This is a genomic window from Streptomyces sp. NPDC093591 (genome assembly GCF_044764885.1).
Taxonomy (GTDB): domain Bacteria; phylum Actinomycetota; class Actinomycetes; order Streptomycetales; family Streptomycetaceae; genus Streptomyces.
The window spans coordinates 156,251-171,023 of sequence record NZ_JBIWIY010000017.1; the positions used below are offsets into that span (position 1 = coordinate 156,251).

Genomic DNA, 14,773 nt, shown 5'->3' on the forward strand with positions numbered 1-14,773 from the left:
CCATGAGCAACTACACCGCAGATAGCGAAACGGCGGGTACCGCGGTGAACGGGGTGCAGTCCGTCGACCGCGCCGTCAGCGTCCTGGAGATCCTCGCCCAGCGCGGCGAGGCGGGCGTCAGCGAGGTGGCCGCCGAGATCGACGTGCACAAGTCCACCGCGTTCCGTCTGCTCGGGGCCCTGGAAGCGCGCGGCCTGGTCGAGCAGACGGCCGAGCGGGGCAAGTACCGGCTGGGCTTCGGGATCGTACGCCTGGCCGGCGCCGTCACGGGCCGCCTCGACATCACCCAGCAAGGCCGCACGGTGTGCGAGCGGCTCAGCGAGGAGATCGGCGAGACGGTCAACATCGCCGTCCTCCAGGAGCACTACGCGGTCAACCTCTATCAGGTACGCGGCCCGGGCGCGGTCGGCACCCACAACTGGGTCGGCCAGCTCACCCCGGTGCACGCCACGTCGAGCGGCAAGATCCTGCTGGCCCACCTGACGGAGAAGGAGCGCGCCGGCGTGCTCGCCGCGTCGGGGACGCAGAAGCTGACGCCGCACACCCTGACCTCGCGGGCCAAGCTGGAGAAGAACCTGGCCGAGGCGCGCGAGCGCGGATACGCGGTGGCGCTGGAGGAACTCGAGATCGGGCTGCACGCCATGGCGGCCCCGATCCGCTCCCGCGACGGCGAGGTGATCGCCGCCCTCAGCGCCTCCGGCCCCACATACCGCTTCACCGAGGAACGCATCCACGAGCTCGCACCCGCGCTGATCAGCGGCGCGGACGAGATCAGCCGCCGCATGGGCCATCTCGGCTGAGGCCTCACAGGGCGCCCGGGGCGATGGCCTTTCGGCCGCTGCGGCGCCGGCCCGACGGCGTTCGGCCGCCGCGGCGCTCAGTCCAGCGGCGACCGTGCCGACGCCGCCGCCTCGACGCCCCAGCGGGCCGTCACGCGCACCGCGTCCGCAGTCGACGCGACGTCGTGGACGCGTAGACACCAGACGCCCTGTGCGGCGGCGAGCACGGACACGGCGGTGGTCGCGGCATCGCGCAGCCGCGCGGGACGGGGCTGTCCCGTCGTCCGGTCCGCCAGCAGGCTGCCCAGGAACGACTTGCGTGACGCGCCCACGAGGACGGGATGTCCCAGGGCCATGACGTCTCCGAGGCGGCCCAGCAGCTCCCAGTTGTGGTCGGGCGTCTTGGCGAAGCCCAGCCCGGGGTCGACGACCAGGCGATCGGGCGCCACCCCCGCCTCCAGCGCGGCATCGATCCTCAGCCGCAGCTCGTCGAGCACATCGGTGACGACGTCGTCGTAGACGGCGTTCGCCTGCATGCCGGCGGAGTGTCCACGCCAGTGCATCAGCAGGTACGGCATGCCCGCGCGGGCCATCAGCGGCAGCATCCCGGGGTCGGCGAGACCCCCCGAGACGTCGTTGACCAGCCGCGCACCCGCGTCCAGCGCACGTGCGGCGACCTCCGCCCGCATGGTGTCGACGCTCACGACCGCGCCCGCCGCGGAGAGTTCCCGGACGACGGGCAGGACGCGTCGCAGCTCCTCCTCGACCGTCGGGCGTGCCGCGCCGGGGCGGGTCGACTCGCCGCCCACGTCCACGATGTCCGCGCCCTGTTCGAGCAGCGCGAGCCCGTGTGCGACGGCCGCGTCGGCGGCGAACGCCAGCCCGCCGTCGGAGAACGAGTCCGGCGTCACGTTCACGACACCCATGACCAGCGTCCGGCCGGGGCATGGCAGGCCGTGCGGGTGGAGTACCGGTGTTCCCGGCTGCCGTACCGGTGTTCCGGGGTCGAGTGGTGTGGTGGCGTGGGCGGTGGCGGTGGCGGTCACGGGCGTCCGACTTTCGATACGTATGGCGGAACATGCTGCGCAAAGCCCTGTGGGAGCTCCTGAGCGGAGCTCCCACAGGGGCCGGCGGGGTGCGGGCCCGCCGGGCTTTCTCAGAGGTACCCGTCGGGTCTTCTCAGCGGTACTCGGTCGCCGCGTCGAGCAGCCAGTCCGCCAGATAGCCGGCGAACGTCGAGCGCACCAGGACCCAGAATCCGGCCCTGGGTTCGTCCCGGGCGACCAGGACGACCTGGGTGCGGCCCAGGGTCGTCTGGGCACAGCGGCCGGAGCCGAAGACCCTCGGATGCAGGTCCAGCGGACAGCCGTGGGCCAGCAGCTCCTGGGCGCGCGGGCCCGTGACCAGGAGCGTGGTGCGCTGTGCGGAGACGTCGGTGACGGAGAGGTGCTCGTCGCCGGCGGCCTCCCGGATCCGGCTCTCCAGCTCCCGCTCGCTCCCCGGCGGTCCCACCAGTAGCCACTCGTCCGGGCCGAGCCACAGCGCGGTCAACTCCCCGGCGCGGACTACGGTGTTCGGCTGGAGCGGCAGTTGCAGGTCCAGTGCGAGCCCGACGGCTGCCGCCGCCGCTCCCTTGGCGTCCAGGCGCACGTTGAGCTGGGCCAGGAAGGGGAGTTCGGCCAGCCGGATCGCGCCCCCGGACGAGCGGGTCGCGGCGGCCAGGCGGTCCGCGACCTGCGACAGCGGGCTGCGGAGCGGGACGGTAAGGGCGGTGTCAGCCATCGCGGCGAGCTCCCTCGGGGTCGTAGAGGACAGGACCGGCGACGGTCACCGGCACCAGTTGGTCGCCGACTGGGGCGTACAGCCGCTCACCGATGCGGTCCCGGCCGCCCTTGATCAGGGCGAGCGCGAACGTCCGGCCGAGGGCGGCGCTGCGATAGCTGGAGGTGACATGGCCGAGCATGGGGACGGGCGGGGCCGGCAGCACACCGTCGGCGACGAGGTGGGTGCCCTCCGGGAGGAAGGTGCCCGGGTCCTCGGGGAGCAGGCCGACCAGGTGCTTGCGGTCGGGGCGGGACGTGTCCGCGCGGGCGTAGGACCGCTTGCCGACGAAGTCCGGCTTCTTCTTCGACACCACCCAGCTCATGCCGAGGTCCTGCGGGGTGACGGTGCCGTCGGTGTCCTGGCCGATGATCGGGTAGCCCTTCTCGGCGCGCAGGACGTGCATGGTCTCCGTGCCGTACGGGGTGATGCCGTACGGGGCTCCGGCCTCGTACACGGCTTCCCACAGGGCGAGGCCCTGCCACGGGGACACGTTGATCTCGAAGGCGAGTTCGCCGGAGAAGCTGATCCGGCAGACCCGGGCCTCGATGCCCGCGACGGTCGTCTCCCGCCACGCCATGAACGGGAAGTCGTCGTTGGCCACGGCCAGTTGGGGCGCGAGGGAAGCGAGGACCTCACGGGACTTCGGACCGACGAGCGCGACCGTCGACCACTGCTCGGTCACGGAGGTGCAGTGCACCTTCAGCTCGGGCCACTCGGTCTGGTGCCACTCCTCCATCCAGTCGAGTACGGCGGCGGCGTTGCCCGTCGTCGTGGTGACCAGGAAGCGCTCGGGGGCGACGCGGATCACCGTGCCGTCGTCGAAGACCATGCCGTCCGGGCGGCACATGACGCCGTAGCGGATCATGCCGACCTTCAGGGTGCTCATCATGTTGGTGTAGAGCCGGTCGAGGAAGACGCCGGCGTCCGGGCCCTGCACGTCGATCTTGCCGAGGGTGGAGGCGTCCATGAAGCCGACGCTCTCGCGGGTGGCGGCGCACTCGCGCAGTACGGCGGCCTCCATGTCCTCGCCGCCTCGCGGGTAGTACCAGGGGCGCTTCCACTGGCCGACGTTCTCGAACAGGGCGCCGTGCGCGACATGCCACTCGTGGATGGCGGTCGTGCGCACCGGGTCGCTCAGCACGCCCCGGTCGCGGCCCGCGAGGGCGGCGAAGGAGACCGGCGTGTACGGCGGGCGGAACGTGGTCGTGCCGAGCGCCGAGATGTCCACGCCGAGCAGTTCGGCGACGACGCCGCTGGCCAGCACGCCGGAGGTCTTGCCCTGGTCGTTGGCGGTGCCGGCCGTGGTGTAGCGCTTGGTGTGCTCGACCGAGCGCAGACCGGCGCCGGTCGCGCGGGCCAGGTCGTCGACGGTGACGTCGCGTTGGAGGTCGACGAAACGGGGGGCTTCGTCCGTGCCACCCGGGACGACGTAGACGTGCATGGGGGGCGTCTGCCGTGGCTGTGCGGCCACCTGCGGGAGGCGGGGCGCCTCGGGTGTGTAGCCCTCGGCCTCGACGGCACGGGCACCGGCGGCCGCGCCCTGTGCCAGGACCGTGGCAGGGTCGAGGACACCGCTCGCGCTGCCCGCGACCTCGACCTGCTGTCGGCAGGTGTCGGGGACGAACGAGCCCAGCGTCTCGTCGTGGCACAGCTTGCCGCCGGACTGGCTGAACAGGTGCGCCACCGGGTTCCAGCCGCCGGAGACCAGCAGCAGGTCGGCGGCGAACTCCCGCCGCCCCGCGGACTCTCCGTACGGCGCGACGGTCACGGCGGTGAGGCGGGCCCCGCCCTCCGTGCCGGTGACGGCGTGCCCGGCCAGCACCTCGATGCCGGCCGCCCTCGCGCGCTCGGCCCACTCCCCCGGTTCGGGGCGGGTGTCGACGATCGCCGCGATGGCGAGTCCCGCCGCGGCGAGGTCCACGGCCGCCTCGTACGCGCTGTCGTTGGTGGTGAAGACGACCGCGTGGCGTCCGGGCAGGGCGCCGTGGCGGTTGACGTGGGTGCGGGCCGAGGAGGCCAGCATCACGCCGGGGCGGTCGTTGTTCGCGAAAGCCAGCGAGCGCTCGTGGGCACCGGTGGCGAGGACGACCCGGCGGGCGCGGATACGCCAGACGCGTTCGCGGGAGACGTTCTCGGGGGCGGCGCCGCCGAGGTGGTTGGTGCGGCGTTCGACGGCCAGGAGGTGGTTGTCGTCGTAGTAGCCGAAGACGGTGGTCCGGGGCAGGACGCGGACCTCGGGGGCGGCGTCGAGCTGCTCCGTCACCTCCCGTACCCAGTCGAGGTGTTGGGCCGTGCCGAGGAGGCTGCCGCCCGGCTCCGGCTGGTCGTCGGCGAGGATGACGCGGGCGCCGCTCTTCGCTGCCGCCGCGGCTGCCGCGAGGCCGGCCGGGCCGGCGCCGACGATCAGCAGATCGCAGTGGGCGTGTACGGCGTCGTAGCGGGCGGGGTCCGGGTCGGTGGCGAGGCGGCCCTGGCCGGGGAGGCTGGTCGCGACCAGGCCGTCGTACAGCTCGACGGTCGTGGCGGGGAGCATGGGCTCCGGGAAGGGTTCCTCGATCTGGATGACCGCGTTGGGTTCTTCGACGCCGGCGGAGAAGATGCCTCGGGGGCGGCCGAGCTTGATGCTGGTGCCGGCCTGGATGACGCCGTTGGCGAGGAGGGCGGAGGCGAGGGTGTCGCCTCGGTAGCCCTGGTATTCGGTGCCGTCGAAGGTGAAGGTGAGGGGGGTGTCGCGGTCGATTCGGCCGCGGGTCGCGTGGCGGAACGGCTGACCCGCGGCGGAGCCGCTGATGGATGCAGCGCCCCCGCCGCCCCTACCCGTCCCATCCTGAAGGGGCTCCGCCCCTTCGACCCCGCTGGGGGCTGCGCCCCCAGACCCCGCTTCGGCCTGAACGGCCTCGTCCTCAAACTCCCCCAGAGGGGGCACCCCCAGACGGGCTGGAAGCACTGGCCTTGGCTCTGGAGTCGCCGGACGCTCCTCTCCCGTCCTGTACACCGTCAGGATCTCGTTCGTCGACGTGTCCCGTACCGCGTTGAACCAGCGGCGGCAGCCCGCCGCGTGGCTCCAGCGTTCGGCGAAGGGGCCCTTGGGGTTGTCGCGGAAGAAGAGGTAGCGGGCCCAGTCCTCGTCGGAGAGGGACGCCGGGGCCTCCGGGTACGGCACGTGGGCCTGGCCGCCGTAGTGGAACTCGGACTCGTCGCGGGGCCCGCACCACGGGCAGGGGATGAGCAGCATGGTTCGGCTCCCTAGTGGGCCACCGCGGCAGCGCCGTGCTCGTCGACGAGCGCGCCGGTGGTGAAACGGTCGAGCGAGAAGGGGGCGTTGAGAGCGTGCGGGGTGTCGTGGGCGATGGTGTGGGCGTAGACCCAGCCGACGCCCGGGGTGGCCTTGAAGCCGCCCGTTCCCCAGCCGCAGTTGAGATAGAGGTTGTCGACGGGGCTGAGCCCGATGATCGGTGAGGCGTCGGGGCTGGTGTCGACGATGCCGCCCCAGGTGCGCAGTACGTGGGCGCGGGCGAAGACGGGGAACAGCTCCAGGGCCGCCGCCATCTGCTCCTCGATGATGTGGAAGGCGCCGCGCTGGGTGTAGGAGTTGTACGCGTCGATGCCCGCGCCCATCACCAGCTCGCCCTTGTGCGCCTGGCTGACGTACACGTGGACGGCGTTGGACATGACGACCGTGGGGTGCACCGGCTCCAGTAGCTCGGAGACCAAGGCCTGCAACGGGTGGCTCTGGATGGGGAGTTCGATGCCCGCCATCGCCGCGAGGACCGAGGTGTGGCCCGCCGAGCAGAGCGCCACCTTGCCGGCCGCGATGGGGCCCAGGTTCGTCTGGACGCCGACCACCCGGCCGCCGATCACGTCGAGGCCGGTGACCTCGCAGTTCTGGATGATGTCGATGCCGGCGGCGTCGGCCGAGCGGGCCAGGCCCCAGGCGACGTAGTCGTGTTTGGCGATGCCCGCGCGCGGCTGGTAGGTGGCGCCCAGGACCGGGTAGCGCACGTCCTGCGAGATGTTGACGATCGGGCAGACTTCTTTGACGCCGTCCGCGTCGAGCCACTCCGCGTCCACGCCGTTGAGGCGGTTGGCCTCGACGCGGCGGACGCTGTCGCGGACGTCCTGGAGGCTGTGGGCCAGGTTCAGCACACCGCGCTGGGAGAAGAGGATGGGGTAGTCGAGCTCCTCCGCCATGCCCTCCCAGAGCTTGAGCGCGTGCTCGTAGATGCCGGCGCTCTCGTCCCACAGGTAGTTGGAGCGGATGATCGTGGTGTTGCGGGCCATGTTGCCGCCCGCGAGCCAGCCCTTCTCCAGCACCGCGACATTGGTGATGCCGTGGTTCCTGGCGAGGTAGTGCGCGGTGGCCAGGCCATGTCCGCCGCCACCGACGATCACCACGTCGTACGACTTCTTGGGCTCGGGATTGCGCCACAGGAAGTCGGGGTGGTCGGGGAGGTCGGCGCCTGGGGTACGGGAGTTCATCGGACGTCTCCGTCTTCTGAAAGGGCTGCTGCGAGGTGCGGATCCTGCGGGTACTCGGGGACGTGCGCGTTCATAGGGCGGTGGCGTTCCTCTCGGCGGCCTCGACGACGTTGGCCAGCAACATCGCTCGGGTCATGGGGCCCACACCGCCGGGCATCGGCGCGATCCAGCCGGCGACCTGGGCGGCGTCCGGGTGGATGTCGCCGACCAGGCCCTGGTCGGTGCGGGTGATGCCGACGTCCAGGACCGCGGCGCCGGGGCGCAGCATGTCCTTGGTGACCAGTCCGGGCGAGCCGGCGGCGGCGATGACGATGTCGGCCTCTCGGGTGTGCCAGGCCAGACCCTTGGTTCCGGTGTGGCACAGGGTGACGGTGGCGTTCTCGGAGCGGCGGGTGAGGAGGAGGCCGATCGGGCGGCCGACCGTGATGCCCCGGCCGATGACGCAGACGCGCGCTCCGGCGAGCGGTACCTCGTGGCGGCGGAGCAGTTCCACGATGCCGCGCGGGGTGCACGGCAGTGGTGCCTCGACGCCCAGGGTGAGCCGGCCGAGGTTGACGGGGTGCAGGCCGTCGGCGTCCTTGGCCGGGTCCATGCGCTCCAGTACGGCGTTGGCGTCCAGGTGGCGCGGCAGCGGGAGCTGGACGATGTAGCCGGTGCAGGCCGGGTCGGCGTTGAGCTCGTCGATCGTCTCCTCGACCTGCTCCTGTGAGGCGTCGGCGGGCAGGTCCCGGCGGATGGAGGCGATGCCGACCTGGGCGCAGTCGCGGTGCTTTCCGCCGACGTAGGCACGGCTGCCCGGGTCGTCGCCGACCAGGACCGTGCCGAGGCCCGGCGGACGGCCGTTCGTGGCCGTCAACTTCGCCACGCGCTCCGCCAGTTCGCGGCGGATGTCGGCGGCGGTCGCCTTGCCGTCGAGCAGCTGTGCGTTCACCGGCGGTGTTCCTTCCATCGGGGTCGACGCGGGGTGTCAGCCACGGAGGCGGGACATGGTGGGGTCGAACAGGGGCTCCTCGGCGACGACCGCCTCGACGCGCTGGTCGAAGTAGCCGATCTGTACGGGCGTGCCGGGGGTGGTGAGCTCGGCCGGGAGCCAGGCGTAGGCGATGCCCTTGCCGATGGTGTAGCCGTAGGCGGCGCTGGTGACGTAGCCGACCGGGCGGTCGCCGTCGTACACCGGCTCCTTGCCGAGGACGACCGACTGCGGGTCGTCGATGGTGAGGCAGGTCAGCTTGCGCCGGACGTCGGACTTACGGCGCTCCAGCGCCGCCTTGCCGATGAAGTCGCCCTTGTCGAGCTTGACGGCGAAGCCGACGCCCGCCTCGTAGGGGTCGTGCTCGTAGGTCATGTCGGTGCCGAAGGAGCGGTAGCCCTTCTCCAGGCGGAGGCTGTTGAAGGCGCCGCGGCCGGCGATGACGCCACCGAGGGGCCTCGCCGCCTGCCACAGGGTGTCCCACAGCTTCTGGCCCTGGTCGGCGGTGGTGTACAGCTCCCAGCCGAGTTCGCCGACGTACGACAGCCGCATCGCGGTCACCGGGACGCTGCCGATGTAGGCGCGCTTGGCGCGGAAGTACTTGAGGCCGTCGTTGGTGAAGTCCTCGTCGGTGAGCGGCTGGAGGACCTTGCGGGCCAGCGGGCCCCACAGGCCGATGCAGCAGGTGCCGGCGGTGATGTCGCGGACCTGGACGGTGCCGTCGGCGGGGAGGTGGCGGCTGAGCCAGTCGAGGTCCAGGTTGCCGTTGGCGCCGATCTGGAAGAGGTCGCGGGCGAGGCGGGCGACGGTGACGTCGCTGCGGATGCCGCCGTCGTGGTCGAGGAACAGGGTGTACGTGACCGAGCCGACCGACTTGGCGACCTTGCCGGTGCACAGCCGCTCCAGGAACTCGGCGGAGCCGGGGCCGCTCACCTCCAGGCGCTTGAGGGCCGTCATGTCGTACATCGCGACGGTCTCGCGGGTGGCCTGTGCCTCGGCGCCGACGATGGGCGACCAGAACTGCGCGGCCCAGTCGTTGGGGGTGGGGATGTTGCGGCCCTCGACCAGCTTCGCGTTGGCCTCGTACCAGTGCGGGCGCTCCCAGCCGCTCGCTTCCAGGAAGAAGGCGCCGTGCTCCTGCTGGCGGGCGTGGAAGGGGCTGGTGCGGATCGGGCGCGGGTCGCCGGACGGCTGGAGGGGGTGGAGGATGTCGTAGACCTCGACGAAGTTCTGGCAGTCGCGGGCGAGGACGTACTCCGGGGACAGCTGGTGCGGCTCGAAGCGGTTGACGTCGCACTCGTGCAGGTCGAAGGACGAGCAGTGGCCGTCGACCAGCCATTCGGCCATGGCCCGGCCGACGCCCGCGGAGTGGGTGACCCAGACGGCCTCGGCGACCCAGAAGCCCTTGACGTCCCTCGACTCGCCGAGGAGCGGGAAGTTGTCGGTGGTGAAGGAGAACAGGCCGTTGATGCCCTCCTCGACCTTCGCCTCGCGGGTCGAGGGGAGCAGGGACTGGGTCTCCGTCCAGGCCGGCTCGAAGTCCTCCTCGGTGAACTTCAGGACCGAGGGCATCTCGGCGTTCTCGTCGAAGGCGCGGATGTCGTCCGCGGAGATCGGCATCGGGCGGTGGCCGTAGTAGCCGATGCCGATGCCGTCGAAGCGGTCGCGGTAGTAGAGGTCCGCGTCCTGGTGACGCAGGATCGGGCGGACCGCCTCCTCCGTCTGGCCGGCGAGGGCCGGGACGGGGCCGGTCCAGGCGAGCTGGTGGGCGAGCGGGGTCAGCGGCAGGTTCATGCCGACCATGCGGGCGATCTTCGGGCCCCAGATGCCGGCGCAGCACACGACGATGTCGGCGGGGATCTCGCCCTGGTCGGTCAGGACGCCGGTCACCTCGCCGTCGGTCTTCAGTACGTCGAGGACCTCGTGGCGGGCCAGGAAGCGCACGCCGCGCTCGGTGGCCCGGCGGATCTGCGCCTCGACGGCGAGGACGGCCTTGGCGAGGCCGTCGGTCGGGACGAGGAGGCCGCCGAGGACCTTGTCGCGGTCGAGAAGCGGGTGCTTGTCGACGCACTCGTCGGCGGTCAGGATCCGGGACTCGATGCCCCAGGCGGTGATCCAGCCGTGCCGGCGGTGCAGTTCCGCGAGGCGCTCCGGCGTGGTCGCCACTTCGAGGCCGCCGACCTGGAGGAAGCAGGGCTTGCCGTCGACGTCGAGGGAGCAGAACTTCTCGACGGTGTAGCGGGCCAGCTCCGTCATGGTCTTCGAGGAGTTCGTCTGGAAGACCAGGCCGGGGGCGTGCGAGGTCGAGCCTCCGGTGGCCGGGAGCGGCCCCTGGTCGACCACGGTCACCTCGGTCCAGCCCCGCGCCGAGATCTCGTCCGCGAGCGCCGCGCCGACGACTCCCGCTCCGATGATGACCACACGCGGTCCCGCCATCGCCGCACCTCCGGTTGAGTTGCTTTCTGCGCAACATGATTCAGGTTGCGCAACTCAATGTGCCTGCCGTCCAGGTGGGTGTCAAGAGGTCCGGTGACGTCGGAGAACGGCCTGGAAAAACAGGAATGCCCGGTGGGCGGTGCGCGTCCGTACGCACCGCCCACCGGGCATCCGTGAAGGGCCTACTTGATCCAGGCCTCCACCTTGTCGCGGTTGGCCTCGACCCACTTCTTGGCCGCCGCCTCCGGGGTCATCTTGTCCACCGCGATGTACTTCGCCACGACGTTCTGGTCGTCGTTGGTCCAGCTGAAGTTCTTCACCAGGTCATAGGCGGGGCTGCCCGACTTGGCGAACTTCGCGCTGACGATCTTGTCCAGCTTGTACACGGGGTAGTCGCAGTCGACCTTCTCGGGGTCGGCGTCGCAACCCGTCTTGTACTCGGGCAGCTTGACCTTCTTCAGCTGCACCTCGGACATGAACCACTGCGGCTCGTAGAAGTAGCCGATCACCCACTCCTTGTCCTTCTCCGCCTTGCGGAAGGCCTGGATGAGCGCGGTCTCGCTGCCCGCGTACACGACCTTGAAGTCCAGCTTCAGGTTCTTCACCAGCGCCTCGTCGTTGGTGACGAACGACGGGTCGCCGTCGAGGAGCTGGCCCTTGCCGCCGGACTCGGAGGTCTTGAACTTCGCCGCGTACTTGTCGAGGTTGTTCCAGTCGAGGATGTCCGGGTGCGCCTTGGCCAGCCACGGCGGCACGTACCAGCCGATGAGGCCTTCGTTGCCGGTCGGGCCGGCGTCGACCGCGGTCTTCTGGTCGGTGATGTACTTCTTCTTCAGGTCGTCGTGGCCCCAGTTCTCCACGACGGCGTCGACCTCGCCCGTCCCGAAGCCCTGCCAGGCGATCTCCTCCTTCAGATCCTTCTGGGTGACCTTGCAGCCGAGGTCGTGCTCCGCGACGTACGCGATGACCGCCGCGTTGGCCTCGTAGCCCACCCACGGGTTGACCGCGAGGTTGAAGGTGCCGCACTTGCCGGAGCCGCCCGAGCCGCCGGCGTCCGAGGAACTGTCACCGACCTTCGCGCCACCGCAGGCGGAGAGGGTCAGTCCGATAACAGCTGCGCCCGCTATGCCGGCCGCGCCGACTCTCCACTGTCTTGCTTGCCTTGCCATGGTCCGTTGCTCCTTACGCGCTGGTACGCCGCGCCGCTGCCTGAGTGATCCGGTCGAACATGACTCCGAGAAGGACGATGGCGAGCCCTGCGGCGAGCCCCTTCCCGAACAGTTGTCCCTGCGAGAAGCCGGCCACGACGTCGTAGCCGAGGGCGCCGGCGCCTACCAGGCCGCCGACCACAACCATCGACAGCACATAGATCAGGCCCTGGTTGGTCGCGAGAGTCAGGGCGCCGCGTGCCATCGGCAGTTGAACCTTGGTGATGATCTGCCAGGTGTTGCACCCGGCGGAGGTGGCCGCCTCCACGGTCGTCGCGGGCACGTTCCGTACGCCGTCCGCGATGATCTTCATGGCGACGGGAGCCGCGTAGACGACGGCGGCGACGATCGCCGTGAAGCGGGTCGCGCCGAACAGTGCGAGGAACGGCACGAGGTAGACGAACGGCGGCATGACCTGGGCCGCGTCCAGGGTGGGCCGGATCAGCCGGTCCACCAGCGCGCTGCGTCCCATCCAGACGCCGAAGACGACGCCGAGCAGCATCACGAGCACCGTGGCGACGAGGGTGGACGCCAGCGTCGTCATGCCGTCCGACCACACGCCGGTGCCGACCAGCAGACCCACGCAGACGGCCGTGGTGATACCGGCGCGCCAGCCGCCGAGGACGACGGCGAGCGCGATGAGTGCCGCGCCGACGAGCCACCACGGGGAGTCCGTGAGCAGCGCCTGGAACGGGTTGAGCAGACTGTTGGTGAGGGCGTCCCGGAAGGCGTTGGTGACGCCCGAGAGGTTGTCCTGCACCCAGGTGGTCACGCTGTCCGCCGTGCTCCTGATGGTGCTGCCGGTGCTCCCCTCGCCGGGGAACTCCGCGGCCCACAGATAGGTGTGGGACAGATAGGCCAGGACCGCCGTGACCGCCGCACCTGCCGCCAGCAGCGGGCGTCGCCAGGTGCTGAAGCGGTTCTTCGAGAGGCGGGCGGCCTCCTCGCGTGCGCTCGCCGCGGTGGTGACCCGGTCCAGCACGATGGCCATGACGACGATGGCCAGCCCCGCGTTGAAGGCCGTGCCGACGTCGAGCGTCTGGAGCGCCTGGACGACGGTCTTGCCGAGGCCGGGTGCGTCGATCAGGGCGGCGATGGTCACCATGGCCAGGGCGGCCATGATGGTCTGGTTGACGCCCATCACCACGGTCCGCTTGGACATCGGCAGCAGGACCTTCATGAGGGACTGCCGTCGCGTGGCACCCAGCGAGTCGGCCGCCTCCACCGTCGTCTCCGGGACGGAGCGGATGGCGTGCGCGGTGATGCGGATCGTCGGCGGCGCCGCGTAGATCAGCGTGGCGATCGTGGCGGAGGCCGGGCCGATCTGGAAGAACAGCGTCAGTGGGGCCAGGTAGACGAAGGTCGGCATGGTCTGCATGAGGTCCAGGAAGGGCGTCACGAACCGGTTGAACCGGTCGGACAGCCCCGCCCACACACCCAGCGGGATCGCGAACACCAGCGCCACGAAGACGGCGGAGACGGTGAGCGCCAGGGTGTCCATGCTCTCCTGCCACAGGCCCTGCAGGCCGAGGAAGGTGAAGCCGGCCACGGCCAGCAGAGCGACCCGCCAGTTGCCCACGGCCCAGGAGACATAGCCGGTGATGCCGATGACACCGAGCCAGCCGATCTGCGGGACGGGCCGGCCGACGGACGGCTGTGAGATCAGCTCCTGGACGAAGGTCACCAGGGTGTCGATGACCAGGCGGATCTCGTTGAAGAAGTAGAGAAAGAGCGGGTTGGAGTTGCGGTTCGCGCCGATCGAGTCGTTGACGTCGTTGAACCAACGGTGCAGGTCGGTCAGGTCGGCCGCCCCCAGGGAGAGGGTCTGCTTGCCGCGCAGGACGACGAACAGCACCAGCCAGACGACCAGGATCGCGCCGACCACCATGGACCGGCTGACCTTGCGCACGCTCTTGGCGGGAGCGGGCGGCTCGACAGTCCCGGTCTGCTGCGGTTTCTCGGTCTTCTCCACGGCGACGGTCATCACGCGCCGCCTTCCTGCCCGGCGACCACCGCGAGGATCTCCTCGTCGCCGACGATGCCGAGCAGCTTGCCGTTCTCGACGACCTTGACCGGCTTGTCGGCCGCGAGCACCGCCCGGGTGGCCTCCTTCACCACGACGTCGGGGCCCAGCTCGGGACCGTCCAGGGCGTCGCCGTCCGCCGGCGGGCGCATGATCCAGCGCAGGGTGAGCACGTCGCCGCGCGGCACGTCCTTGACGAACTCGCGGACGTAGTCGTCCGCCGGGGCGCCGACGAGCTCGTCGCCGGTGCCGCACTGGACCATCTTGCCGTCGCGCATGATGAGGATGCGGTCGCCCAGCTTGAGGGCCTCGGAGAGGTCGTGGGTGATGAACACCATCGTCTTGCCGACCTCGTGGTGCAGGCGGATGACCTCGTTCTGCATGTCACGGCGGATCAGCGGGTCGAGGGCGGAGAACGGTTCGTCGAAGAAGAGCACGTCCGGGTCGCCTGCCAGCGCGCGGGCCAGGCCGACGCGCTGCTGCATACCGCCGGACAGCTGGTCGGGGTAGGAGTTCTCGTAGCCCGCGAGGCCGACCAGCTCGACGACTTCCTGGGCGCGCCTGGTGCGCTCGGCCCTGCCCATACCGCGGATCTCCAGACCGAACGCCACGTTGTCGACGACGCGGCGGTGGGGCAGCAGACCGAAGTGCTGGAAGACCATGGAGAACTTGCGGCGCCGCAGATCGCGCAGGCGCTTGTCGTCGGCCTGGCGGATGTCCTCGCCCTCGAAGACGATCTCTCCCGCGGTGGGTTCGATCAGCCGGGTCAGACATCGCACCAGCGTGGACTTGCCGGAGCCGGACAGGCCCATGACGACGAAGACCTCGCCGGGCGAGACGTCGAAGTGGACGTCGCGTACGGCGGCGGTGCAGCCGGTGCGGTCCATGAGCTCGCGGCGGGTGAGCCCGCACAGCTCCTCGGAGTCCGGCACCTGGTCGGCCTTCGGCCCGAACACCTTCCACAGCCTGCGCACGGAGATGACCGGGGTGGAGCCCGAGTCCTGGGGCGTGCCGCGCCGCTGCGGCACCTCGGTCTGTGTGGTCACGTTCGACC

General features: G+C 70.8%; 10 protein-coding genes. 1 reads left to right on the forward strand and 9 read right to left on the reverse strand.

Translation table 11 applies throughout. From position 1 onward, the window contains the following. The first annotated feature begins 2 nt into the window (after positions 1-2). The gene (locus ACIREI_RS32420; protein WP_403340389.1) at positions 3-800 is read left to right on the forward strand and encodes an IclR family transcriptional regulator; all 798 of its coding nucleotides are present in this window, start codon (positions 3-5) and stop codon (positions 798-800) included. A gap of 77 nt (positions 801-877) precedes the next feature. Here the strand turns inward: ACIREI_RS32420 and folP are convergent, their stop codons facing one another. The 9 genes from folP to ACIREI_RS32465 form a co-directional block, all read right to left on the reverse strand. Beyond that, the gene (folP, locus tag ACIREI_RS32425) at positions 878-1,705 is read right to left on the reverse strand and encodes a dihydropteroate synthase (protein ID WP_403340688.1); all 828 of its coding nucleotides are present in this window, start codon (positions 1,703-1,705) and stop codon (positions 878-880) included. Between the two features lie 253 nt (positions 1,706-1,958). After that, positions 1,959-2,561: a sarcosine oxidase subunit gamma gene (locus ACIREI_RS32430; protein ID WP_403340392.1), complete on the reverse strand. Its 603-nt coding sequence runs from the start codon at positions 2,559-2,561 to the stop codon at positions 1,959-1,961. Continuing rightward, positions 2,554-5,838: a sarcosine oxidase subunit alpha family protein gene (locus tag ACIREI_RS32435; RefSeq protein WP_403340395.1), complete on the reverse strand. Its 3,285-nt coding sequence runs from the start codon at positions 5,836-5,838 to the stop codon at positions 2,554-2,556. The genes ACIREI_RS32430 and ACIREI_RS32435 overlap by 8 nt, the downstream gene beginning before the upstream one ends. 11 nt (positions 5,839-5,849) lie before the next feature. Further along, positions 5,850-7,082, reverse strand: coding sequence for a sarcosine oxidase subunit beta family protein (locus tag ACIREI_RS32440; protein WP_403340396.1), 1,233 nt, complete (start codon positions 7,080-7,082; stop codon positions 5,850-5,852). A 70-nt stretch (positions 7,083-7,152) separates the two neighbouring features. Further along, on the reverse strand, positions 7,153-8,013 hold the full coding sequence (locus ACIREI_RS32445) for a bifunctional methylenetetrahydrofolate dehydrogenase/methenyltetrahydrofolate cyclohydrolase (protein WP_403340399.1): 861 nt from the start codon (positions 8,011-8,013) through the stop codon (positions 7,153-7,155). 36 nt (positions 8,014-8,049) lie between these two features. Beyond that, positions 8,050-10,488, reverse strand: coding sequence for an FAD-dependent oxidoreductase (locus ACIREI_RS32450; protein ID WP_403340402.1), 2,439 nt, complete (start codon positions 10,486-10,488; stop codon positions 8,050-8,052). A gap of 182 nt (positions 10,489-10,670) precedes the next feature. After that, positions 10,671-11,657, reverse strand: coding sequence for an ABC transporter substrate-binding protein (locus tag ACIREI_RS32455; protein WP_403340404.1), 987 nt, complete (start codon positions 11,655-11,657; stop codon positions 10,671-10,673). Positions 11,658-11,670: 13 nt separating this feature from the next. Then, complete coding sequence (locus tag ACIREI_RS32460; RefSeq protein WP_403340407.1) at positions 11,671-13,680, reverse strand: ABC transporter permease; 2,010 nt, start codon at positions 13,678-13,680, stop codon at positions 11,671-11,673. Then, the gene (locus tag ACIREI_RS32465) at positions 13,680-14,765 is read right to left on the reverse strand and encodes a glycine betaine/L-proline ABC transporter ATP-binding protein (RefSeq protein WP_403340410.1); all 1,086 of its coding nucleotides are present in this window, start codon (positions 14,763-14,765) and stop codon (positions 13,680-13,682) included. Before ACIREI_RS32465 ends, ACIREI_RS32460 begins: the two co-directional genes overlap by 1 nt. Between the last annotated feature and the right edge of the window lie 8 nt (positions 14,766-14,773).